Genomic DNA, 21,660 nt, shown 5'->3' with positions numbered 1-21,660 from the left:
TCATCACGTAAACTGAGGGACACCACCAATTTTCGAACATCGCCCTATTTAACTTGGGATTCCGACCGTTTTTCCTCGGCGCGAGGACTTTCGCTATCCTCGCCATAGCGCTATGAATGGGCGTTTATCTCTTTTGCCGACCGCTGTTAAAACTGGACAGGTGTACAAATCTGCGTGGATTTAGACTTCTGGCCTTGTTCGCTCTGTGGACGCTGGCCAGAATCCCGTTTTTATTCGGGACGCGCTTTATGGTGATCGCCGCCCTGCGTGATCTGGTTTTTCTTCCGATTGATTGCGGTTAAGATAGTGCCCATTCTGTTTCCGGCTGGGAGATTGCGTTCATGACCTTTGTTGTCACCGAAAACTGTATCAAGTGCAAGTACACTGATTGCGTCGAAGTTTGCCCGGTGGATTGTTTCCACGAAGGCCCGAATTTTCTGGTTATCGACCCCGATGAGTGCATTGACTGTACGCTGTGCGAGCCGGAATGCCCGGCGCAAGCTATCTTCTCCGAGGATGATCTGCCGGCGGATCAGCAACAATTCCTTGAACTCAATGCTGAACTGGCTAAAAAATGGCCGGTGATCACGGAAAAGAAGGATCCGCCACCCGACGCGCAGAACTGGGATGGCAAACCAGACAAGCTGCAATACCTGAACAAATGAAGACATCCGTTGATATCGCAAAAATCTACATGGCCGCCAAGAGAGTTTTTGAATGAATGCGAATGCGCGCTTGCTAATACTCCCTCTTTTGCTTCTCCTCCTTACGGGTTGCGGACCCATCTACGAAACCCGTTATGATCTTCTCCCTCCTACCGATGACGCCGGGCGATTCTGCACGGTGGAATGCGAACGGGTGAAGCTTGACTGCCGGCGGCTCGAAGATCGCAAGTATCAGCAATGTAACCGGGATCGCCAGGACGCTGAGGCCGACTATCAGCGCTGCCTCGACAGAAACAAGAATGACTCTGGCAAATGCAAGCGCCTGTCGAACAAGACCTATTGCCGGGCAGCGAACTACGAAGCTTGCGATGCCGACTACCGCCGCTGCTTTCAAAATTGTGGGGGACAGGTACATAGCCGTCAGGTTTGCGTGTTTAACTGTTCCTGAAAGCGTCCGCACCCCAATATTACAGCCAGTTTACCTTTTTGCATTCCAGATTCTCGGATAGTCCACAATGAGCGATTCACCCTATATTGTCGAAGTCAATCAACATAATTTCGCCTCGCTGGTGGAAGCCTCGCAGCAGGTTCCAGTGCTGGTGGATTTCTGGGCCGACTGGTGCCAGCCCTGTCAGCAGCTGACTCCCCTGCTCACCAAGCTGGCGCAGGAATACCGGGGCGGATTCATTCTGGCCAAGATCAATGCCGATGCCGAACAGGGTTTGGCGGCGCATTTTCGGGTGCGCAGCCTGCCGACGGTCATGGTCATCTGGCAAGGGCAGATTGCTGAACAACTGGTGGGTCTGCAACCAGAATCGGCTTACCGGCAGATTATTGACCAGTTCGGCGGCGCTGCGCCCGGTAATGCGTTGCAGGAGCAAATCGAAGCGCTTTGGCAACGGGGTCATCATAAGCAAGTCGTCGAACTGCTGCGCGAGGCGCTGAAACAGGAACCGGATCGGGTTGAATGGAAAGTCACGCTGGCGGAAAAGCTGTTGCAACTGGATCAGAGTGAAGAAGCTCGCACGGTGTTGCAAAGTCTGCCGGAGGAAGAGCGCAATCGGCAACCTGCTAGCGGTCTGCTGGCTCGGCTGCAATTCGCCGATATGGCGCAAGGCGCGCTGGATCGCGCGGCGCTGGAGCTTAAAGTCCAAGCTGATCCCACAGACAGCGCGGCCCGTCGGCAACTGGCGGCCCGTTGTGTACTGGCGGGCGACTATGAAGCCGCTCTTGAGCAATTCATGGAAATTCTGCGCCGTGACCCGCAATTCGAGGAAGAGGCTGGTCGCAAGGGATTGATCGCGATCTTTGAGATTCTCGGCAACGAGAATCCGCTGGTCATGACCTACCGGCGACGCATGTTCTCTCTGTTCCATTGAGCAATGTCCTCTGACCGGCGGATCTTTGATCGTCTGCGCGTCCAGGCCCAGCAGGCGCGTGAGATTGGCGATTATCGTCAGGCTGCCCGGTTGGAGCGCCAGGCCGCGGAATGGGCCGGCGCGCGAGGGCTTGCCGGTTCGCAGGCGCGGGCGTTGCTGTGGGAAGGCTACAGCTTGCGCCAGGCTGGCGAGGATGATCTGGCGCTGGCCGCCTTGCTGCAAGCGGCGCATGATCGGGCGACCACTGATCCCGCCGATGTGTTCAGCGCCCTGACCGCCATCCTGCATATCAGCCTGGAGCGTAAGCCGTTCCGGTTTTGCCGGACCTTAATGGACCAGACCCGGGACTGGTTGTTTGAATTACGCCGCCCTTGGAACGCACCGCTGGATTTCCTGGAAGGCGAGTTGGCGTTCCGCCGTGGCGAGTTTGCGACGGCCTGGGACTGGCATCAGCGCGCCTGGGCCGGTTGGCGCGATGAACATCCCCGCCTGACCCCGGCGACTCACCTCTGGGCATTATGCCGCACTGCTTTTTGGCTTGGCGATCCTGCAATTCTGGAGCAGGAGGTCGGAAAACTGGCGGAACTCCATCCGACTCAGCGGCTGGAGCGAGAATTAGTCCAGCGGGCGCAACTCTTGTTGTGGCGGGTCCAGCCAACGGAATCAGACCCGGTTGATCTGGCCCTGGCCCTGCTGACATCCAGTATTAATACTGGGGAAACTCGCGATTCTGGAGCTTATCGTGAAGCTTTACTGACACTCGCGCTGGTAGGTCGCTGGCGAGAAATGGACGATGCGCTCGCACAACGTCCACTGAAAAACGATTGCTTCGAGGAGCAGTTAATACTCGCCGATTTAGAGTTGAACCGGTTGCGCATGGCGCTGGATTTGCCGACTAGCGACGATGATGGCAATGCAGCCGCTATCAACGCTGTGCAGATTAACGTTGCCCAATCGGTATCTCTGGGAGTACTCGACCAGATAGAACAGGATTATAAACTTGCTCAATCGCTGGCGGATGAACAGGACCAGCGTTTGGAAACGGACTGGTATGGCGCGAGGGTTCGTCGCCGCTGGAAGCAACTGACACTGCTTGCACGGCGTTGATCCGGCTTGCATCAGGGATCGGGAGCAACCTTGATCTGTATTTCGGGTTGCCCATCCCGATAATGGTCGTGGACATAAGCCATGCCGGCGTCCGTCGCGGACTCGGTGCTGGAGTAATAGGCAAATTGTTCCACCAGCCGTCCATCCTCAAACAGCGCCGCCACATAAGGCGCGTCCAGGTTGGTGGTGCAGAAGAATTTGTAGATTTCAAGGGTCAGTTTCATCGTTGGTTCGTTTCATAACTTACTTGAGGTGATCTTCACATCCGAGGAACTTGCTTATGCTGTACCTGGAACTTCCCGTAAACAAGCCGAGTACGGAAATGCCTTCCTTGAACCATAGTTATATTTGCTCAAGAACTCTGCGCCAACTCTTTGAAAATGAAAATATTGAGGTATTGACTGAACTCACTCTGGATATTGATAACGGTCTGACGCCGAATATTTGTGTTTATCCTGTCGAAGTGATTCATCCCAATTTTTCAAGAGACATCACCGAGCTGCAAAAAATGCCGATCCTGTCCATTGAGGTCATTTCCACCACTCAGAACATCCAGGATATTCTCGAAAAATCAGAAAGAATGGTTAAAGCAGGCATCAAAGCAGTCTGGACGATTGAACCTTATACGAGAGCCATCTTTGTCACGAGCGCACAAGGTGAAAATATTTTCTACAACCAAGCGGTTGAGTCCGAAGGAATCAAAGTCGATTTTGAGAAGATTTTTAACCGACAGTAAAGGACCGGGATCGCTTTACAGCGATCCGTTCATGTCTACCTTTAATGTTATCAACTTTTCCACGGTTGATAATAAATGCGCATCCCTCGACTTTATCTCCCGATACCCCTGGTTGCTGGCATAACCGCGCCGCTGACCGACAGCTCCTTCAATCATGCGGTGCGGGTGCTGCGCCTCAAACCCGGTGCATCGTTGACGTTGTTCAACGGTGAAGGCGGCGCGTTCGCGGCGACGTTGCGGGAAGTGGGCAAGCGGGAAGCCTGGGCGCACGTACTGGAAGCGCTGCCTGGCGAGGAGATGGAATCGCCCTTGCGAGTTACACTGGCGCAGGGCGTCTCGCGGGGCGAGAAGATGGATTACACCCTCCAGAAAGCGGTGGAGCTGGGAGTCGCTGCCATTCAACCGCTCTTTACCGAGCGTGGCGGGGTGGATTTAACCGGTGAACGGCTGACGCGCAAGGTCGAGCACTGGCGGAGCATCGTGATTGGCGCTTGTGAACAATGCGGGCGCAACCGGTTGCCAATGTTGCAGGAGCCGCGATCGCTAACAGATTGGCTGGCGCGACCGATAGCAACCGGTTTGTGCCTGTTACTCAATCCGCTGGCTAAGCAGAGTTTGCGTGGGCTGGAGCCGCCCACTGGACCCGTAACGTTGCTCATCGGTCCCGAAGGCGGCTTGAGTCCGGCGGAAATCAATCAGGCTCAGCCAGCAGGATTCACCGGCGTCCGTCTGGGACCGCGTATATTGCGCACAGAAACCGCCGGCGTGGCGGCGCTGGCGGCGTTGCAGGCGCTGTGGGGTGACTGGGATTAAGCGAAGTCGTTTTCCAGCACAACGCGATAGCGCGCCTTGCCGGCTTCCAGATGCGCCAGCGCTTCGTTGACCTGACTCATCGGGAAGAATTCAGTCACCGGCGCGATCTGATGACGGGCGCAGAATTCTAGCATCTTGCGCATCGTCGCCGGGGAACCAAGCGGCGAACCGGATACGCTTTTCTGGCCAATGATCAGCGAAAACGCAGCGACCGGAATGGGTGTTAGTACCGCTCCAACCGTATGCAGCCGTCCTTTCGGCCCGAGAACATTCAGAAACGCTGGCCAGTTCAGGTCGACGTTGACCGTCGACAGGATGAAATCCAGCGAACCAGCGATTTTCTCCAGTTGCCCATCATCGCGGGAATTGACGACCTGGTGCGCGCCCATGCTCAGGGCTTCAGCGCGCTTGGAATCGCTGGAGGTGAACGCCGTGACCTCGCAGCCCCACTTGTTCAGAAACTGGATCGCCAGGTGCCCCAGGCCACCAATGCCCACCACGCCGACCCGGTCGGTGGGTTTTACATCGAATTGAACGATGGGGTTGAAGACGGTGATGCCGCCACAGAACAAGGGGCCGGCTTTCTTTGCATCCACGCTAGCAGGCAGCAGGACAGCCCATTCCGCATTACAACGCACCTTGTCGGCAAAACCACCAAAGCGGCCGATCATCGTTTGCTCGTTGCTGGCGCAGAGATTGTGATTGCCGCCCATGCACTGGTCACAAGTCATGCAACTGCCGCTGAACCAGCCCAGGCCCACTGTATCGCCGACCTTGAGATGCTTGACGTTGCCGCCAACCTGGGCGACGGTTCCGACAACCTCGTGACCCGGCACCAGAGGATAGATGCTGTTTTGCCACTCGTTATTCAGGACCGAGAGGTCGGAATGACAAATGCCGCAGGCGATGACATCCAACTCGACTTGATCCGGCTTCAGTTCGCCAGGATCGTACTCAAATGGCGTGAGTTTACCCTTGGCTTCGTGTGCAGCGTAGGCTCGAATCATGAGTGCTTCTCCAATGTGTTGAATCATTCTTCAAGTTTAGACGCTAATCAGCACTGCTTCAGGGATTCAGTCGGCGGCGGCAAATCCGGTTCCGGTTGCATATCGGTCTGCGGTAACATTTCCAAGACCACCGGTGTGGTGCGCACCATTGGCACGAACCGGCCCTGCTGAATGAGCGGAATCGGCTTGGCCCAAACCAGACGCACCAGTCCCAGAAAACCGAGCAAACTCAGCGTAGCAGCAGAGTAAGCGGGAATCGTGCCGGGTCCAAACCAGTCCATCAACGGACCGCCAATCGCTGGGCCAGCAATCGAACCAATGCCGAAGATCAGCAACAAACCGCGCGTGGCGTCCAGCACTTCCCCCGGCGTACTCAAGCGGTCGTTCATCAGCGCCACGCTCAAACTGTAGACCGAGAACATCAGACCACCGTACAGAAAGGCGCAAGCGGTCAGCGCGGCCAGCGATTCATACATGATCTGCAACGCCAGTAAGGCGACCAAAGCAGCGGAAAAGCTTACCGTAGTGAGAATAAAGCGCCGGCTGAAATGATCTGACAGCCGGCCAATTGGCCATTGCAGCAGCGCGCCGCCCAGAATGGTGGCGCTCATAAACAGGGCGACGCCTTGCTCGGACAAGCCGACTCGCTGCGCGAACACTGCGCCCAGACTCCAGAACGCGCTGCTGACAATGCCGGCCATGAACGCGCCGCACGCCGCCAGGGGGGCCAACCAGAACAGATGCATCAGGCTGACCGATGAAGTCGCCAGCGGTTGAGGCGCATGGACGCGAGTTGCAGCGATCGGCACCAGTCCCAGACTGAACAGCATGGAGGCCACCGCGAACAGCGCCAGCGTGCCGGTGTCCCCGGCCAGGATCAGATATTGTCCGCCCGCCAGACCCACCAGCGTCACCACCATATATGTTGCAAAGACTTGGCCGCGAATGTGATGCGGCGTCTGCTCATTCAGCCAGCTTTCCACCACCATATAAACGCCCAGCACGGCAAAGCCAGTCACGACCCGCAATATCGCCCAGGCCAGGGGGTGAACGATCAGGCCGTAGCATAGGACCGATGCCGAGCCAAGCGCTGCAAGCGCGGCAAAGGTGCGGATGTGGCCCACGCGCCGGATCAGCGCCGGGATTTGAAAGGCGCCGATCACATAGCCCAGAAAATAAGCCGCCATTAGCGCCCCAATCGAGGTATTGGTAAAACCCTCCAGCCGCGCCCGAATACCCAACAGCGTACCCAACAGGCCATTCCCCACCAGCAGCGTACCCAGACCTAGTAAGAGCATGGCAATGGTGCCAGACATGCGATTTCGATTTCCGGAAGCAAATAAAGAACCCTCTCCCGCAAGCCGGAGAGGGTTGATGTGAGAACGGCTATATCACCACATGGTTAGTGTGGAGGCAAGTTAATGCGTACGGTATCGCGCAACACGCCATCCAGGCCGCCGAACACGGTTAGCCGCTCAACCTTGTCCACCACTTTTTCCAGTGCCTCCAGTTCCTTCAGGCGCAACAGAATCGGGTTTTCTTCCATCAACTTCGCCGTGTTGAGCAGCGAACGGGTGGCGGCGACTTCCTCACGCCGGCGGATCACGTTGGCCTGCGCCGCCTTCTCCGCGGTCACCACCTGGTTGAGAATATCCTTCATCTCACCGGGCAGAATCACATCCTTGACGCCAACCGTTTCCAAAGCCAGGCCGTGTAGCTCGACGCGCTCAGCGACGTAGTTGCGCACCACTCGATCCAGTTCATCCTTGTCGCCGAGCAATCCATCCAGCGGCTGCGCGCCGATGGCTTGGCGCAAACCAAACTGCAAGGTGCGGTACAGGTACTCGGCGATGTTGCCCAATTCACTGCGCGCCTTGACCGGATCAGCGATCCGATACACCGCCGACAGGTTCACCCGCAAACTAACCTTGTCCCGGGTCAGAATTTCCTGGCCAGAAACTTCGACAGTCTGCAAGCGCAGATCGATGGTTTCAACCTTGATCGCCCGATTGAAGCGCCAGAAGGCGTGCAAACCCGGCGGCAGGGTGCGCGCCAGTTCGCCGTCGACCAGCAACAGGCCGATGTGATGATCCTCGACCTCAGCCGTCAGGATAAAACCGCTCAGGCTCCGGGCCAGCGTCGCCGAGGGTCGCGCCAGCAGCGCTGCGTGCGCCCGGGACAGAGCGTAATCGACGCCGATATCCAGCATCTCCACCTTCACCTCGACCGGACCGCGCCAGTAGACCTGCCGGGTCGCCGGCGGCAACACGCCTTCCAGACGACCGTTCTTGTAAATCAGGCCCACCTGCTGTTCGCCGGTCTCCACAATCTGGAAATGCCGCTCCACCAGGGTTGGTTCGTTGCGCAACAATACGTCCAGCCACGGGTGGTTGAATTCAGCCACGGTCAGGTCGTAACGCTGCACTTCATGATGACGCAGCGGGTCGAACCAGCGGTAGACGCCCGGTTCCAGAATGTCCGCCAACCGGCGGTCGTAGAGGTGCAGCCCACGCTCGTTTTGGGCAATAACGACTCGCTTGTAACCCAACATATTAATTCTCCTTGTGAAGTTATTTTGGGTTTTCCTGTTCCGCCGTCTCCGGCGATCGAGCATGGCGTGTTGCTATCGGCGCCGTTGCCGGCCCGCCACTGCCGAACGTCAGGGTGTCATTGAATAACGGTTCCTGCCGGTTGCGTTGACAATAAAGTTGATAGGGTTGAGAGCGCGTCCCACGCCCGCACGGCGGGCGACGAGGCGAACCGTGCAGATCACCGGCGGACCCGCCGCAACGCGAGGCGTCCCTGCCCGCTCTCGCTGCGACCGGCTGGCCGATCATCGGCATCGATCCGTTGCTCGCCGCGCAAGGCCGCGCGGGCGCTGCAGGTCAGCGACCCTCCCAATGCTAAAGCGTCGAAAGGGTTGCTGCCCGCTGGGACGGCTCCTGGGTGCTGCAAGGAGTGGAGCGGATTTGAACCGCAGGCCTTTTTAGGGCTTTACCAGTGAAAAGGAGGGAGTTGAACCCTCGACAGACTGATTATGAGTCAGTTGCTCTACCCACTGAGCTACTTTCCTTGCTTCGAAGTCCCGTCGTCGCCCGACACACGCTGTGCCATGGTTAGCTTGAGCGCGCCGGACCGGCATGTAGAACCGGCACCGCTGTGCGGCGGCGGGGCTGCTTCGAATCGGTTGCAGAAAAAAACGGAACCCCGGAAGGCGTGCCGCCGACCGGGGTTCTTTAGTTCCCGCTCGGAGGGCTGCCTAACGCGAACCCTTCGAGCTGAAGCTCACAGGCTCTACGTCGGGTCCATCGCTGGCGCGTAGCTGCATCTTGCCAGCAAACGCTGGTCAGCGATGGATGAAAAATGAGGGTTACGAAGTTTTCGATTCATAGGGTGGCGAATTATAGCCGGAAAAAAGTATAGGTCAAGCCCTGATTTGGCGGAATCTTACTTTTTCAAAAAAGATCGAAAATCGTACTGGAGCGATCTGGTATTTTATCCATCATTATAAAAAAACCTTGCCGATCTCTGCTGTATAAAGGTTCACTACAACCTGTAGGACTATCATTTAATGAATGGCAACATGGGAAAATCATGACTTTTTATCGCTCATCTTATCATCCATTAAAATCATATCATACATAAGTAAGTCACTACTTTATACAGGACTACCACTCTATCTACTTATTGAAAGATCTGCGCAACTTTGAAAGCAGGTTTATTACCTCTCTAGAGAGTTGCCTGAACTTACCAGAAGTCATTTCAAATTTCGCTTCATCCATTTTGCCAACTTGCACCAAGTCAATTATTTGGCCGACGGCAATATGAAACTGCCTGTGTTTTTCTATTAATTCATTGAATTCATTATTATTTTTATATAATACCTCTTCGCTATGTATCCATTTTCCAAGAGCACAAGCATTGTCCACACTCGCTGTGTTTCGCTCTGGAATCTGTCCGCCATAAATCGCGGTAGTCAGTTTTTCTATCCATTGTAAATGGGCATTAATATATTGATTTATAGGTTGCTGCATATTCATAACTCCTCCAATCTAAAATGGTTCGGACAGTTTTTCAACGAACTGATATATGGAAGATAGTCCTCAGTGTGGAAAAATTAAGTTTCTCCAAAACAAAACTCTACCACAACTGAGGATTACCATGTCAATAGTAAAAGCTGTCTTGTAAAAAATGTCTAGTGTTAATTAGCACATCACGGATGCGCTCGCCTTTTGCGATGCTAACTGGTTACAATGCTCTTGAAAGAGCTTTACCAATGGCGAGACGGGATCGCTGTAATGCTGTACTCGGCGGGTTCGCAAGATTTGCAGGGGGTTGTGCTAACGCAAAACCGGCAGCCTGCAATTCTTTCTCGCCGCGTTTGATGTCAGCAAAAACCAGCCTTAGGTCGGCATTGAATTTGGCGGCAAACGCATCTTTGATAGCATGTAATTCCTGGATAGTCTCGTCATTCATCGTATTCAGCGCCAAGTAGTTCCTCGGGAGTGCAGATCACGGGTAAGAGTAGTCCCTTGTTTTCAAAAAACGCCGTGATTTTTTCCTGCCTGTGTAGAGTGGCCGTCGCGATGTGTAGCGCATCGGCGGCGGCTTTGGGAGGGAGTATGTTTGCTATGATCAGTTCTTCGGCAAGGCTAATGATGGATGTCTCGATATAGACCTTGCGTTTCATGGCGTCTTGGGAAGCCGCAAACTGTTCTTTAGTTGCGAAAGATAGCGTCTTGCAAGACTACCTGCAAACGATGACCAGATTTAATCAGCAAAGTTGCTTATGGCGCAAAACAAGATGTGGATTTTGAGGGAAAACTGGTAAGGCGGGCCAGGCTTCAGCCGTAACCCGCCCTTGCATCAGAGATAGGGCGATTTGGCGGGTTACGCGGCGCTAACCCGCCCTATATACTCAGTAATACCTCCGTTTACGCCCGAAGCAAATCATCCCGGCAAGCCCCAGACCCAGCAGCCCTACGGTGCCGGGTTCGGGGATGCCGGTAGAAGGTGGTAATACGTCTTCCTCAATCGCCGAGTAACGCACTGATTGCTGTGAGTAATTATAGAAACCGAATCGGCCATCACTAAAGCTGCCACTAATATTTAGTTCAGTCACCCCATTGACCATCACCTGGATATTGGTAGCGGTGAAAATCAGGTCAAAACTATACTCGGTATTATCGGCCCAACCCGTACTGCCGAGGTTAGTGGCGCGCGCTAATTCGGTCGTGGAGCCATTGTGGCACCATGAAGCAGCGCTATCAGGTAAACCTCCGGTGACATGTGAAATTGCTAGACCTCGAAGGCCGGTGCAACCAAAAAGACTTTGGTTTGCTTGCTTCCAATCGATGAGAATGAAATCAGTAGAATTGCTCGTAATTTCACCGGGATCGAATCCCAGAACAAAACCGATGAAGTCATCATCACTGGTTGTCTCTACTTTGATCTTGCCCGACAGCGCCGTGCCCTGACCGTTAAAATCCGAATAGAAGACTGTCGGTAGACCATTGGTAGATTGAAAAACCGACTGGGTATTGGCAGCGATCGTCCAGTTTCCACTGCCCTCGGCAGTCCAGGAAGTGAGGTCTACAAGCGCTGCATTGACCGGATATGTAATAAATATCCCTAATATGAAGCTCAAGCTGGCTGTGCTGATTTTTAGCAAGGTATGTGGAACCAAACTCATTGCCCCCTTCATCAAACTACTCTTCGTCGCCCGAGGCATGATTTTCACTCCTTAAAGTATGGATTAGTTGATAGGCGACGATAGGTATGCAAAAAAAAAACCAACTTATATTTATTTTATAAATCATAAAATTATGAATTATAAAATTGAAGCTGTAAAAAATTCCGACACTCATACAGATTTCCAGTCGTGCCTTGACCATTGTATAAAACTATATTATTGAAAATAAATAAATTTAATTTAAAACTTAGTTATTTAAGTGTTATTTATAATTGACAATTTTGCAGGTTATCCACAAAAAACTAGACAAGTAACCTACATCATTTGCAGCATTGAAAACGATAAATTTGTAAAGATTAATAGACTAAAGATATATTAAACAACGTTTAAATTGATTAAAAAATAACCAAATTCCTAGCTAATCAGTCAATTATTCTGTAAAAAATTCCGACACTCCCTTAACCATCCAAGCCAACTACCTACCACCGAAAACCGTCGCCTTTCAAAATAAGTAAATGAAATTAAATAGAAAATTAACATGGTCTGGAAAAATCCCGGCCATTGGGTCAGTGTAAAAAAGTCGACAGTCAAGCAGAACGCGCCATGCCATTCAGCGCAACGCCACCCCGGCCATTTGACTCCCGCGCCGTTGTATGAGACCTTTTTTTAACCCGCCTCGCTATTCGGGGCAGATCCAAACGCTGGCAAGCGGCTCTTCTGGAATTATGGCCGCAAACCCACCTGCTCTGACCTGACCTCTTAAGGGAAGTAAAACGCCATGACTGTCAAAGCATCGCGGATCGAAAACCCGATGGATCCGGTCTGCATGGCGACCCTCAAGCACTGGGGAGAATTGCCTGCACACACCACGCTGGAAGACATGCGCTCGGAAGCGACCGTGGATTGCGGCTGGGGTCGACTGATCTTCGGCCAGACCTTCGCCTCGGCGGATCGGCTGGCGCGAGAAATTTGCCGCGAAGCGCCCGGACGCCGGGATGTAGCGCTGTACATCCGCGACCCTCATGTGGTCGTCGCGCTCGACCCACAACAACTGTTCCTCGATCCCTCCCATACGTTCCGCCTGCCCCTACGCGATGCGACCCTCGACATCAGCGAAGACCGGGGCTGGCGCATTCGCCAAATCACCGAGGGCGCGGATACCGCTCAGGACGAAACGGCGATTAACCGTCTCTACCAGGTGCGCGGCATGGTGCCGGTGCGAGACGGTTTCCTCAACCACAATCTGCGTAATTCCGCGCTGGCGATCCTGGTCGCCGAAACGGACGACAGCGGCGAAATTCTGGGGGTCGTCACCGGCGTCGATCATGTCCTGGCTTTCAACGATCCCGATCAGGGCGCCAGTCTGTGGTCGCTGGCGGTCGATCCGCAATGCCTCTACCCTGGGATTGGCGCCAGCCTGGTTAAAGCATTGGCTGCTTTCTTCCAGGCGCGGCAACGCACCTATCTCGATCTATCCGTGATGCACGATAACGCCGAAGCCATCGCCCTCTACCAGAAACTGGGTTTCCAGCGGGTGCCGGTGTACTGCGTCAAGCACAAGAACCCGATTAACGAGAAACTGTTCGTGGGTCCCGACCGCTACAGCGATTTGAACATTTATGCGCGCATCATCATCGATGAAGCCCGCCGGCGTGGCATCGCCGTGGACATTCTGGATGCGCAACATGGCTATTTCCGCTTGAGCCAGGGCGGACGCAGCATCACCTGCCGCGAATCCCTGTGCGAGCTGACTTCAGCGATCGCCATGAGCCGCTGTGATGACAAGCGCGTGACGCGCAATGTGCTGACAGCTTCTGGACTGAGGATGCCCGCGCAGATTCTCGCAGACGACCCAGAAACCGTCCGGGACTTTCTGGCCCACCATCAACGGGTCGTGGTCAAACCCGCTCGTGGGGAGCAAGGTCATGGCGTTCAGGTCGATTTGCGCACCCCAGACACGGTCGAGGCGGCGATTACCAACGCCCGGCGCTTCTGCGACGACGTGATCGTGGAAGAAATGGTGGATGGCGAGGACCTGCGCATCATCGTCATCGGTTACCAGATCGTCGCCGCCGCCACGCGCCGTCCGGCGGAAATTACCGGTGATGGCCACCAGAACATTCGTACCCTGATTGAGAAACAAAGTCGCCGGCGTCAGGCCGCCACCGGCGGTGAAAGCCATATCCCGGTGGACACAGAAACCTTGCGCTGCATCGAAGCGACGGGCTACACGCTGGACTCAGTGCTACCCGCCGGCCAGCGCCTGCGGGTGCGCAAAACCGCCAATTTGCACACCGGCGGCACCATCCATGATGTGACCGACCAAGTGCATCCCCAAGTGCGAGAGGTCGCCGAACAAGCCGCTCGCGCCCTGGAAATTCCTGTTGTCGGCTTCGACTTCATGGTTCCCGATCTGGCGGGCGAACCATACGCCATTATCGAAGCCAACGAACGGCCAGGGCTGGCCAACCATGAGCCGCAACCGACCGCCCAGCGCTTTGTCGATCTTCTTTTTCCCCACTCCCGGATCGAGCACTAAATGCAGACTCTTCTTGATCAAACCTACTTGCTGGACATGATGAGCCGGTTGCTCGCTACGCACAGCCCCTCCGGCATGACTGATGAAATCGTGCATATCGTGTGTCTGGAACTGATGGCGCTGGACATTCCCTTCAGTCTGACCCGGCGCGGGGCCATCCGCGCCGATTTGGAAGGCGCGCGCCATAGCCCGGATCGGGCTATCGTCTCCCATCTGGATACGCTGGGCGCGATGGTCAAGCAATTAAAACCGAATGGGCGGCTGGAAGTCGTGCCCATTGGCACCTGGTCGGCGCGCTTCGCCGAGGGCGCGCGCGTTACCATCTACTGTGACGGCGGTTGGCGCTATCGCGGTACATTGCTACCCTGCAAGGCTTCCGGCCATACCTTCAACGAGGAAGTCGACACTCAGTCAATTAGCTGGCTCAATCTGGAATTGCGCGTCGATGAACGGTGCAATCGTCCAGAAGATTTGCAAGCCTTGGGCATTAACGTTGGCGACACCATCGCCATCGACTCGCAACTGGAAATCAGTAATAGCGGGTTTATCAACGCCCGGCATCTGGACGACAAGGCCGGCGTCGCGGTGTTGTTGGCGGTTGCGCGCGCCGTGCGGCATTGTGGCCTCCGCCTGCCGGTGGATTGCCATCTACTGTTCACGATTTCCGAAGAAGTTGGCGTTGGCGCCTCCCACATCCTGCACGGCGACGTGGCGGAACTGGTCTCCATCGATAATGGCACCATCGCCCCAGGACAAAATACCTGCGAATACGGGGTGACCATCGCCATGCAGGATTCGTCGGGTCCTTTCGACTGGCATCTGACCCGACACTTGCTCGGTCTGTGTAAAACGTATGGTATTGAGCACAGCCGGGATGTCTTCCGCTACTACCGCAGCGACGCGGCGGCGGCGCTGGAAGCCGGCAACGACATCCGCACCGCGCTCACTTGCTTTGCTCTCGATGCTTCCCACGGTTACGAGCGCACCCACGTCGACTCATTGTTAGCGCTGGGCGAACTGCTGCTCGCCTACATTCAGAGCAGGCCGCTGTTTCAACGGGATGCGCAACCACTCGGTCCAATGGGCGACTTTCCCGCGCCGGGAACCTGATGATTTGCATCCACACCCTTGAGGAAACTTGTGGACTGCGTATTATCTAACTATCGACCCGACGACGCGCGGCAGCAAGGTTTAGCCGCCGCCAGACGTTCGAACATTATCCCTTCGACAGATGCAGTGCTAACGCCATGAGTAAGGAATATTCATCGTCCCCTGATCAAGACCGCGACCTCGCCGTTGAACCGGCGAAACCCGCGCTCAAGCAGCCGCCGCTCTATAAGGTGATCCTGCTCAACGATGACTATACTCCCATGGATTTCGTGGTGCGGATTCTCGAACACTTTTTCGCAATGAGCCGTGAGAAAGCCACGCAAGTGATGCTGCATGTTCACACTCGCGGCCGCGGGGTGTGTGGCGTCTTCACTCACGATATTGCGGAAACCAAGGTGGCGCAGGTGAATGAATTTTCCCGCCGACATCAACATCCGTTGTTATGCACCATGGAAGAAGCCTAAGTCCGAAATCACCCAGCGCGATTCGAGGTATGCGTATGTTAAGCAAGGATTTGGAGTTCTCGATTAACCTCGCGTTCCGCGAGGCAAGGGACCGGCGTCATGAATTCATGACCGTGGAGCATTTATTGTTGTCCCTGCTGGACAACCCGGCGGCAGTGGAAGTCTTGCGGGCCTGCGGAGCCAATCTGGATAAACTGAAACGCGACTTGCAGATTTTCATTCGCGAAAACACGCCATTGCTGGCGCTGGATGACCCGCGCGAAACGCAGCCTACGCTCGGTTTCCAGCGCGTATTGCAGCGGGCGGTGCTGCACGTCCAGTCCTCCGGTAATAAGGAAGTCACCGGCGCTAATGTGCTGGTCGCCATTTTCGGCGAGCAGGAATCGCAGGCGGTGTTTCTCCTCAAGCAACAGGAAATCAGCCGGCTGGATGTCGTCAACTACATTTCGCATGGCATTTCCAAAGTCGCCGAGGAGCGGGATTCCACGGCCACCGCGCCGGAAGAGAGTGGCGACAATCAGCAAAACGCCAAGCCTTTGGAAACCTACGCCAGCAACCTCAATGAACTAGCCCGTCAGGGGCGTATCGACCCCTTGATCGGTCGCCGCGAGGAAATCGAACGCACCATTCAGATTCTCTGCCGCCGGCGCAAGAACAACCCATTGTTCGTCGGCGAAGCCGGGGTCGGTAAAACCGCCATCGCCGAGGGTCTGGCCAAGATGATCGTTGATGGCGAAGTGCCAGACGTGCTGCGTCACGCTACAATTTACGCCCTTGACCTGGGCGCGCTGGTGGCGGGCACCAAATATCGCGGTGACTTCGAAAAGCGGCTGAAATCGGTGCTGGCGCAACTGCGCAAAGAGCGCAACGCCATTCTGTTCATTGACGAAATTCACACTATCATCGGCGCGGGCGCAGCTTCCGGCGGAGTGATGGATGCCTCTAATCTGATTAAACCGATGTTGGCTTCGGGCGACATGAAATGCATCGGTTCGACGACCTATCAGGAATATCGGGGTATTTTCGAGAAGGATCGGGCGCTAGCGCGGCGCTTTCAGAAGATCGATGTCATGGAGCCGACGATCGAAGAGACCTATCAGATTCTGCGCGGTCTCAAAACGCGCTTTGAGGATCATCACGATGTTAAATACGCTGACAAGGCGCTGCGCGCAGCGGTAGAACTGTCATCCCGCTACATCAACGACCGCCATTTGCCAGACAAGGCGATTGACGTTATCGATGAAGCCGGCGCCAGCCAGCGCTTGCTGCCGGTCGCCAAACGCAAGAAGCTGATTAACGTCACCGACATCGAGACCATCATTGCCAAAATTGCCCGCATTCCGCCCAAGACGGTGTCATCGTCAGACAAAGACACGCTGCGCAATCTGGAGCGGGATCTGAAACTGGTGGTGTTTGGCCAGGATCAAGCGATCGACACCTTAGCCAACGCCATCAAGATGGCGCGGGCTGGTTTGGGCAATGAGCAGAGGCCAATTGGCAACTTCCTGTTCGCTGGGCCGACTGGGGTGGGCAAGACTGAAGTGACCCGGCAACTGGCCAAGATCATGGGCATTGAGTTGATCCGCTTCGACATGTCGGAATACATGGAGCGTCATGCAGTCTCGCGGTTAATTGGCGCGCCGCCGGGTTATGTCGGATTCGATCAGGGCGGATTGATGACCGACGCCATCCTCAAACACCCGCATTCCGTTCTATTGCTGGATGAGATCGAAAAGGCCCACCCCGACGTGTTTAACCTGCTGCTACAGGTCATGGATCACGGCACGCTGACCGATAATAACGGACGCAAGGCCGACTTCCGCAACGTCATCATCGTAATGACCACCAATGCTGGCGCGGAGCTGATGGACCGGCCCTCGATTGGCTTCACCAGCCAAGATCACAGCAGCGACGGTATGGAAGCCATCAAGCGCATGTTCTCGCCGGAATTCCGCAACCGGCTGGATGCCGTCGTTCAATTCAAGGCGCTGACGCCCGTTACCATCGCTCAGGTTGTCGACAAGTTCCTAATCGAATTGGAAGCCCAACTGGAGTCGAAGAAGGTCACGCTAGAAGTGGATGCCGAGGGACGGGTCTGGCTAGCCGAACGCGGTTATGATCCCAAGATGGGTGCGCGACCCATGTCACGGATTATTCAGGAAAACATCAAACGCTGTCTTGCCGAAGAGTTGCTCTTCGGTCGGTTGGTGAACGGCGGACATGTCGTCGTTACAGTGCGCAATGGTGAACTGGAAGTGGAGATCGCTGAGGAGGAGGCAATACCGTAGACGCAACGGAGCGAGGTATCGGCGGGAAGAACCGTTGCGCGTTCTTTTCGGACGGAATAGCGGGGTTTAGTAATAAGCGTCAGCGCCCACGATAGACGATGCGACCCTTGGTCAGATCGTAGGGCGTTAACTCTACCTTCACTTTGTCGCCGGTCAGAATGCGAATATAGTGCTTGCGCATCCGCCCGGAAATATGAGCGGTTACGACATGGCCGTTTTCCAGTTGCACCCGGAACATGGTATTGGGGAGGGTATCGATCACGGTGCCCTCCATTTCGATATGATCTTCTTTAGACAAGTCTTCATCCCTTCCTATATCAGGGCTGTGATTTAAGGCGCGTAACCATAGCGAAAATTCTTTAGCGTGGCAACACCTTTGACCCGATGAGTTTCGCCAGGCATCTCCTGATTGTCTATCACACCCAGACCGGCCATACCCGCACCATGGCCCACGCCGTGCTACGTGGCGCACGGCAGGTTCCGGAAGTGAAAACACGGCTGAAAATGGCTTTGCGCGCGAATCTGGACGACTTGCTCTGGGCGCACGGCCTGCTACTAGGAACGCCGGAGAATTTCGGCTATATGTCCGGGGCGCTGAAAAACTTTCTGGATCGCACCTATTATCCAGCTCAAGGTAAAATCAGCGGTCTGCCGTATGCAGTGTTTATCAGCGCCGGGAATGACGGAACCGGCGCGTTGAACAGTATTGAACGGATCGCGCGCGGCTATCCTCTGAAGCCGGTTTGCGATCCGATCATTGCGCGCGGCGAACTGGACGCCGAGGCGCTGGAACGTTGCGAGGAACTGGGTGAAACCATGGCCTCGGGGGTAGCGTGGGGAATTTTTTGAGGATCAAGCCATTCTTCAAGAGAGTAAAGCGCGCCGTGCCGCAACATCCACTAACCCGTAAACGGGGAGTGTGGCGCTGGATGAAGCGAACTTTCCTGGGGTTAGCGTACTTGTTCATCCTGACCTCGCTTTTTCTGGTATTGACGTTTCGTTGGGCGCCCGTGCCGGTGTCCAGCATAATGGCCCAGCACTGGATCAAGGCGACGTGGACGGGACAGAGCAGCGCGCTGCGTTATGACTGGACCCCTTACTCGGACATTTCGCCCCATGCTGCATTAGCAGTGCTGGCAGCCGAGGATCAGCGCTTTCCCGACCATTGGGGGGTTGATTTTGTTGAACTTCGGAAAGTGTTGAAGCATATTCGGGAAGGCCGGCCAACGCGTGGAGCCAGTACCTTGACCCAGCAGGTCGCGAAAAATCTCTTTCTCTGGTCGGAACGCAGTTGGATCCGCAAAGGCCTGGAAATCTGGTTTACTGTACTGTTGGAAGGTTTATGGTCCAAGCAAAGAATTTTGGAAGTTTATCTGAATATTGCCGAATTTGGGGAGTCCACTTTCGGCGTGGAGGCCGCCAGTCGACGTTTTTTCAACAAACCGGCGGCCAGCTTAACGGCTGCCGAGGCAGCAAGATTGGCGGCGGTGTTGCCCAATCCCTTACGCTATCGGGCAAATAAGCCCTCTCACTACGTCCTCAAGCGCCAGCGCTGGATCGAGCGACAGATGCGGCAGTTGGGCGGCGTAACGTATCTCGATAAACTTTAATCACGCATGGAACCAAAACCCCGAGTGAGCATTCTTTATTGCACTCAATGTCGCTGGCTATTGCGGGCAGCCTGGTTAGCGCAGGAACTGCTAACGACCTTCGAGGAGGAACTGGGAGAAGTGGCGTTACGGCCTGGATTCGGTGGAGTGTTCGAGATTTGGGTCGATGATGAGCTGATCTGGTCGCGCCGTCAGGAAGGGCGATTTCCTGAAGCCAGGGAGATCAAACAGCGAGTTCGTGATCATGTAGCGCCCGAGCGAAATTTAGGTCATTCCGATCGTCATTAGGATAAATTCCCTTACCTGGCGGACGATGATCCAACAACCCAACATTGGTGAAAGTGTTATGCAAGATCTTCAAGTCGGCGCCGCCGAAGCATCGCGCCCTTTCGGATGGCTATCCCGTCGAATGTTGAATGGACTGGTTTTTTTGGGATGCGTCGGCTGTTTGGTTTTTTCCTATTATGTACAACATTATCAAGGGGTTGAACCTTGTCCACTGTGCATTTTCCAGCGTCTGGCGTTACTGGCCGTTGCCCTGGTTTCTCTGGCGGCGGCCCTGCATAACCCCCGCGAGTGGGGTGCGAAAATATACGGGGTATTGCTGGCGCTCGTTGCCGGGGGAGGCGCTGGAATCGCGGCGCGGCATGTCTGGTTGCAACATCTCCCGCCAGAGGAAACGCCGCGTTGCGGACCCAGCCTGGAGTATATGTTGGAAGCGTTCCCCCTGAACGAGACCATTCGCGAGGTGCTGACCGGGTCTGGTGAGTGCGCCAAGGTGGATTGGACATTGCTGGGGTTTAGCATGCCCCAGTGGACGTTGTTACTATTTGTTGGTCTGGTCATTGTTGGGTTGTGGGGCAACTGGCGGTTACCCTCTTCAACCCTGATCACTGTCCCGAAATCGTAACTGTCATAAATCGCACCAGAAAATGCTCCGGTGATTCACAACGGCCTAATGCACCCGTTCCGCCGATCCAGGTAAATCCGCCACGGTAGCTGATCGCAAACTCCGTCCGTTTTCGGAATAGAGCAACCGGCCCGGGTGCAGCACCTGCCGTTCCGTCCCCTGCTCCACGCAGCGCTCAATCAATCGGTCGATAATCACCTGCAAACCCTGGGGTCGTAATGGATAGTGATGCTCCAGCCGCAACAACTGACCACTGGCGTCTTGACTCGTGACTGTATAGGCTAATGTCCCCAGTTCCGCGTCCGCCTGATGGGTGATCGTCATTTGCTGTTCCAGATTCTCGCTGTCATTCTGAAAAATAGCTTCAACCAAGTAGTCGCCTGACAAACAAGGAATTTCCCGCATGGCTGCTTTCGCCGCTTCTCCTTCCACAGTAGCCAGCGTCTCCTCCAATTGCGGATTAGCCAGCACCCAGCGGACATGCAACCCATAAGCCTCCAGCGCCATCGCGTATTGCCGTTGCAAGTGCGCCCAACGTCGATAACCCGCGCCTAATTCCGCCGGGGCTAAATCGCGGCCCGGTCCGAATTGCGCCCAGTCGTCGAATGTGTAGAACAACGTATGCGCATGGTCGCCCGCCGCCAGGAAACGGTTACCGCCTTCCAGAGTCGCCGAATAAACGCCCGACCGTTCAAACCAGGCGTGCTCCAGCAATTCCCACAAGGGCAATAAATCGTTACCGTCCAGTTGTACTCGCAACAAAGCGCACAGATCGCCGATTGTTGCAAAGGACAGGTTCATCACGGTCAGTCCAAACGCTTGCTGAAAGGCTTCGCGGGTTGCTGGCGATACTTCGCCATTTTGCAACAGACTGTCTTCCATAACCCGCGCCAGACGCCCCAAGTCATCCTGGGGACCGATAAAACAGAAGGGCAGCAATAACAGCGGACCGGAACCGGGCCGGCGTTGCGGGCTGATCGCCCCGACCGGAAACTGGCCGTCATCGGCCCCCAGCGCAATCAATTGTGGGGTAAAACCACCGCGCAAGCTACCGCGATACACTTCAGCCAGCGCAACCATCAGCGGGAAGCCTGGTTGCAAAATTTCCGTCTGATCGTACAAAGCGCCGGGCAGAATCAGCCCCAGGTGCTCGATGCCGTCGAGAATCCGGTTCAAATCCTTGGCCAGATGACCCGCCAGCGCCGAGGTCGCTGCGACGCTTAACGGTTCGGGAGGCGTCCCGGTGAAATCGACCTGTTGTGGGTCCAGTTCAACCGCCAGCAGACCGGCGTAATGTTTGAGTTCATTCAATGGGATCAGAGTCTTGGTCACGAAAGTTC

25 protein-coding genes and 1 tRNA gene are annotated in these 21,660 nt (G+C 55.2%); 13 read left to right on the top strand and 13 right to left on the bottom strand.

Going from position 1 to position 21,660, the window contains the following annotated elements; translation table 11 throughout:
• The first annotated feature begins 341 nt into the window (after positions 1-341).
• A complete protein-coding gene (locus H6973_00530) occupies positions 342-665 on the top strand; it encodes a ferredoxin family protein (GenBank protein ID MCP5124154.1) in 324 nt (107 codons plus the stop codon).
• A gap of 73 nt (positions 666-738) precedes the next feature.
• Here H6973_00530 and H6973_00525 read toward each other — a convergent pair whose 3' ends face one another.
• Positions 739-1,080, bottom strand: coding sequence for a hypothetical protein (locus H6973_00525; GenBank protein ID MCP5124153.1), 342 nt, complete (start codon positions 1,078-1,080; stop codon positions 739-741).
• Between the two features lie 100 nt (positions 1,081-1,180).
• Between H6973_00525 and H6973_00520 the strand changes: the two genes are divergently transcribed.
• Together H6973_00520 and H6973_00515 are read left to right on the top strand one after the other, a co-directional pair.
• Positions 1,181-2,044, top strand: a complete 864-nt coding sequence (locus H6973_00520; protein ID MCP5124152.1) for a tetratricopeptide repeat protein — start codon at positions 1,181-1,183, stop codon at positions 2,042-2,044.
• Between the two features lie 3 nt (positions 2,045-2,047).
• Positions 2,048-3,151, top strand: coding sequence for a hypothetical protein (locus tag H6973_00515; protein MCP5124151.1), 1,104 nt, complete (start codon positions 2,048-2,050; stop codon positions 3,149-3,151).
• 11 nt (positions 3,152-3,162) lie between these two features.
• On the opposite strand, the gene H6973_00510 is transcribed toward H6973_00515, so the two are convergent.
• The gene (locus H6973_00510; GenBank protein MCP5124150.1) at positions 3,163-3,375 is read right to left on the bottom strand and encodes a hypothetical protein; all 213 of its coding nucleotides are present in this window, start codon (positions 3,373-3,375) and stop codon (positions 3,163-3,165) included.
• Between the two features lie 56 nt (positions 3,376-3,431).
• On the opposite strand from H6973_00510, the gene H6973_00505 reads away from it, so the two are divergent.
• Positions 3,432-3,887 carry a Uma2 family endonuclease gene (locus H6973_00505; GenBank protein ID MCP5124149.1) on the top strand — a complete coding sequence of 152 codons (456 nt, stop codon included), beginning with the start codon at positions 3,432-3,434 and terminating at the stop codon, positions 3,885-3,887.
• A 75-nt stretch (positions 3,888-3,962) separates the two neighbouring features.
• Entirely contained in the window at positions 3,963-4,700 is a 738-nt protein-coding gene (locus H6973_00500) for a 16S rRNA (uracil(1498)-N(3))-methyltransferase (GenBank protein ID MCP5124148.1), read from the top strand.
• Here the strand turns inward: H6973_00500 and H6973_00495 are convergent.
• The 9 genes from H6973_00495 to H6973_00455 form a co-directional block, all read right to left on the bottom strand.
• Positions 4,697-5,707, bottom strand: a complete 1,011-nt coding sequence (locus H6973_00495) for an NAD(P)-dependent alcohol dehydrogenase (GenBank protein ID MCP5124147.1) — start codon at positions 5,705-5,707, stop codon at positions 4,697-4,699. The genes H6973_00500 and H6973_00495 overlap by 4 nt on opposite strands.
• Before the next feature lie 47 nt (positions 5,708-5,754).
• Positions 5,755-7,023, bottom strand: a complete 1,269-nt coding sequence (locus H6973_00490) for an MFS transporter (GenBank protein ID MCP5124146.1) — start codon at positions 7,021-7,023, stop codon at positions 5,755-5,757.
• An 86-nt stretch (positions 7,024-7,109) separates the two neighbouring features.
• On the bottom strand, positions 7,110-8,258 hold the full coding sequence (locus H6973_00485) for a slipin family protein (GenBank protein ID MCP5124145.1): 1,149 nt from the start codon (positions 8,256-8,258) through the stop codon (positions 7,110-7,112).
• Between the two features lie 19 nt (positions 8,259-8,277).
• Entirely contained in the window at positions 8,278-8,550 is a 273-nt protein-coding gene (locus H6973_00480; GenBank protein ID MCP5124144.1) for a hypothetical protein, read from the bottom strand.
• 157 nt (positions 8,551-8,707) lie between these two features.
• Positions 8,708-8,780 (bottom strand) — tRNA-Met (locus tag H6973_00475).
• A gap of 607 nt (positions 8,781-9,387) precedes the next feature.
• Entirely contained in the window at positions 9,388-9,747 is a 360-nt protein-coding gene (locus H6973_00470) for a CZB domain-containing protein (protein MCP5124143.1), read from the bottom strand.
• Positions 9,748-9,955: 208 nt separating this feature from the next.
• Complete coding sequence (locus tag H6973_00465; GenBank protein ID MCP5124142.1) at positions 9,956-10,183, bottom strand: hypothetical protein; 228 nt, start codon at positions 10,181-10,183, stop codon at positions 9,956-9,958.
• Positions 10,176-10,397: a hypothetical protein gene (locus H6973_00460; GenBank protein MCP5124141.1), complete on the bottom strand. Its 222-nt coding sequence runs from the start codon at positions 10,395-10,397 to the stop codon at positions 10,176-10,178. Before H6973_00460 ends, H6973_00465 begins: the two co-directional genes overlap by 8 nt.
• A gap of 228 nt (positions 10,398-10,625) precedes the next feature.
• Positions 10,626-11,438 carry a PEP-CTERM sorting domain-containing protein gene (locus H6973_00455; protein ID MCP5124140.1) on the bottom strand — a complete coding sequence of 271 codons (813 nt, stop codon included), beginning with the start codon at positions 11,436-11,438 and terminating at the stop codon, positions 10,626-10,628.
• Positions 11,439-12,177: 739 nt separating this feature from the next.
• Between H6973_00455 and ngg the strand changes: the two genes are divergently transcribed.
• From ngg to clpA, 4 genes are all read left to right on the top strand, one after another.
• Positions 12,178-13,938: an N-acetylglutaminylglutamine synthetase gene (gene ngg / locus H6973_00450; GenBank protein ID MCP5124139.1), complete on the top strand. Its 1,761-nt coding sequence runs from the start codon at positions 12,178-12,180 to the stop codon at positions 13,936-13,938.
• Entirely contained in the window at positions 13,939-15,048 is a 1,110-nt protein-coding gene (locus H6973_00445) for an osmoprotectant NAGGN system M42 family peptidase (GenBank protein MCP5124138.1), read from the top strand.
• A 137-nt stretch (positions 15,049-15,185) separates the two neighbouring features.
• Positions 15,186-15,512: an ATP-dependent Clp protease adapter ClpS gene (gene clpS, locus H6973_00440; protein ID MCP5124137.1), complete on the top strand. Its 327-nt coding sequence runs from the start codon at positions 15,186-15,188 to the stop codon at positions 15,510-15,512.
• A 35-nt stretch (positions 15,513-15,547) separates the two neighbouring features.
• Positions 15,548-17,800, top strand: a complete 2,253-nt coding sequence (clpA, locus tag H6973_00435) for an ATP-dependent Clp protease ATP-binding subunit ClpA (GenBank protein ID MCP5124136.1) — start codon at positions 15,548-15,550, stop codon at positions 17,798-17,800.
• Between the two features lie 79 nt (positions 17,801-17,879).
• Here clpA and infA read toward each other — a convergent pair whose 3' ends face one another.
• Entirely contained in the window at positions 17,880-18,098 is a 219-nt protein-coding gene (gene infA / locus H6973_00430; GenBank protein MCP5124135.1) for a translation initiation factor IF-1, read from the bottom strand.
• A gap of 86 nt (positions 18,099-18,184) precedes the next feature.
• Between infA and H6973_00425 the strand changes: the two genes are divergently transcribed.
• From H6973_00425 to H6973_00410, 4 genes are all read left to right on the top strand, one after another.
• Positions 18,185-18,649, top strand: coding sequence for a flavodoxin family protein (locus H6973_00425; GenBank protein MCP5124134.1), 465 nt, complete (start codon positions 18,185-18,187; stop codon positions 18,647-18,649).
• 80 nt (positions 18,650-18,729) lie between these two features.
• Positions 18,730-19,410: a monofunctional biosynthetic peptidoglycan transglycosylase gene (mtgA, locus tag H6973_00420; protein MCP5124133.1), complete on the top strand. Its 681-nt coding sequence runs from the start codon at positions 18,730-18,732 to the stop codon at positions 19,408-19,410.
• A 6-nt stretch (positions 19,411-19,416) separates the two neighbouring features.
• Positions 19,417-19,698, top strand: a complete 282-nt coding sequence (locus H6973_00415) for a SelT/SelW/SelH family protein (GenBank protein MCP5124132.1) — start codon at positions 19,417-19,419, stop codon at positions 19,696-19,698.
• Positions 19,699-19,819: 121 nt separating this feature from the next.
• The gene (locus H6973_00410; GenBank protein MCP5124131.1) at positions 19,820-20,320 is read left to right on the top strand and encodes a disulfide bond formation protein B; all 501 of its coding nucleotides are present in this window, start codon (positions 19,820-19,822) and stop codon (positions 20,318-20,320) included.
• Positions 20,321-20,365: 45 nt separating this feature from the next.
• Here H6973_00410 and H6973_00405 read toward each other — a convergent pair whose 3' ends face one another.
• Complete coding sequence (locus H6973_00405; protein MCP5124130.1) at positions 20,366-21,652, bottom strand: hypothetical protein; 1,287 nt, start codon at positions 21,650-21,652, stop codon at positions 20,366-20,368.
• Between the last annotated feature and the right edge of the window lie 8 nt (positions 21,653-21,660).

This window comes from Gammaproteobacteria bacterium, from assembly GCA_024235095.1.
GTDB lineage: Bacteria > Pseudomonadota > Gammaproteobacteria > Competibacterales > Competibacteraceae > UBA2383.
This window is presented reverse-complemented; position numbering and strand designations above follow the sequence as displayed.

What these genes read in the sequence shown, in the direction of transcription:
- H6973_00520 (MCP5124152.1), top strand. Translation starts at nt 1,181, where the DNA reads ATGAGCGATTCACCCTATATTGTCGAAGTCAATCAACATAATTTCGCC.
- H6973_00465 (MCP5124142.1), bottom strand. Translation starts at nt 10,183, where the DNA reads ATGAATGACGAGACTATCCAGGAATTACATGCTATCAAAGATGCGTTT.
- H6973_00410 (MCP5124131.1), top strand. Translation starts at nt 19,820, where the DNA reads ATGTTGAATGGACTGGTTTTTTTGGGATGCGTCGGCTGTTTGGTTTTT.
- H6973_00530 (MCP5124154.1), top strand. Translation starts at nt 342, where the DNA reads ATGACCTTTGTTGTCACCGAAAACTGTATCAAGTGCAAGTACACTGAT.
- H6973_00500 (MCP5124148.1), top strand. Translation starts at nt 3,963, where the DNA reads ATGCGCATCCCTCGACTTTATCTCCCGATACCCCTGGTTGCTGGCATA.
- H6973_00505 (MCP5124149.1), top strand. Translation starts at nt 3,432, where the DNA reads ATGCTGTACCTGGAACTTCCCGTAAACAAGCCGAGTACGGAAATGCCT.
- H6973_00480 (MCP5124144.1), bottom strand. Translation starts at nt 8,550, where the DNA reads ATGCCGATGATCGGCCAGCCGGTCGCAGCGAGAGCGGGCAGGGACGCC.
- clpS (MCP5124137.1), top strand. Translation starts at nt 15,186, where the DNA reads ATGAGTAAGGAATATTCATCGTCCCCTGATCAAGACCGCGACCTCGCC.
- H6973_00470 (MCP5124143.1), bottom strand. Translation starts at nt 9,747, where the DNA reads ATGAATATGCAGCAACCTATAAATCAATATATTAATGCCCATTTACAA.
- H6973_00525 (MCP5124153.1), bottom strand. Translation starts at nt 1,080, where the DNA reads ATGTACCTGTCCCCCACAATTTTGAAAGCAGCGGCGGTAGTCGGCATC.
- H6973_00510 (MCP5124150.1), bottom strand. Translation starts at nt 3,375, where the DNA reads ATGAAACTGACCCTTGAAATCTACAAATTCTTCTGCACCACCAACCTG.
- H6973_00460 (MCP5124141.1), bottom strand. Translation starts at nt 10,397, where the DNA reads ATGAAACGCAAGGTCTATATCGAGACATCCATCATTAGCCTTGCCGAA.
- ngg (MCP5124139.1), top strand. Translation starts at nt 12,178, where the DNA reads ATGACTGTCAAAGCATCGCGGATCGAAAACCCGATGGATCCGGTCTGC.
- H6973_00485 (MCP5124145.1), bottom strand. Translation starts at nt 8,258, where the DNA reads ATGTTGGGTTACAAGCGAGTCGTTATTGCCCAAAACGAGCGTGGGCTG.
- H6973_00455 (MCP5124140.1), bottom strand. Translation starts at nt 11,438, where the DNA reads ATGCCTCGGGCGACGAAGAGTAGTTTGATGAAGGGGGCAATGAGTTTG.
- H6973_00445 (MCP5124138.1), top strand. Translation starts at nt 13,939, where the DNA reads ATGCAGACTCTTCTTGATCAAACCTACTTGCTGGACATGATGAGCCGG.
- H6973_00515 (MCP5124151.1), top strand. Translation starts at nt 2,048, where the DNA reads ATGTCCTCTGACCGGCGGATCTTTGATCGTCTGCGCGTCCAGGCCCAG.
- mtgA (MCP5124133.1), top strand. Translation starts at nt 18,730, where the DNA reads ATGAAGCGAACTTTCCTGGGGTTAGCGTACTTGTTCATCCTGACCTCG.
- clpA (MCP5124136.1), top strand. Translation starts at nt 15,548, where the DNA reads ATGTTAAGCAAGGATTTGGAGTTCTCGATTAACCTCGCGTTCCGCGAG.
- H6973_00425 (MCP5124134.1), top strand. Translation starts at nt 18,185, where the DNA reads ATGAGTTTCGCCAGGCATCTCCTGATTGTCTATCACACCCAGACCGGC.
- H6973_00495 (MCP5124147.1), bottom strand. Translation starts at nt 5,707, where the DNA reads ATGATTCGAGCCTACGCTGCACACGAAGCCAAGGGTAAACTCACGCCA.
- H6973_00490 (MCP5124146.1), bottom strand. Translation starts at nt 7,023, where the DNA reads ATGTCTGGCACCATTGCCATGCTCTTACTAGGTCTGGGTACGCTGCTG.
- H6973_00415 (MCP5124132.1), top strand. Translation starts at nt 19,417, where the DNA reads ATGGAACCAAAACCCCGAGTGAGCATTCTTTATTGCACTCAATGTCGC.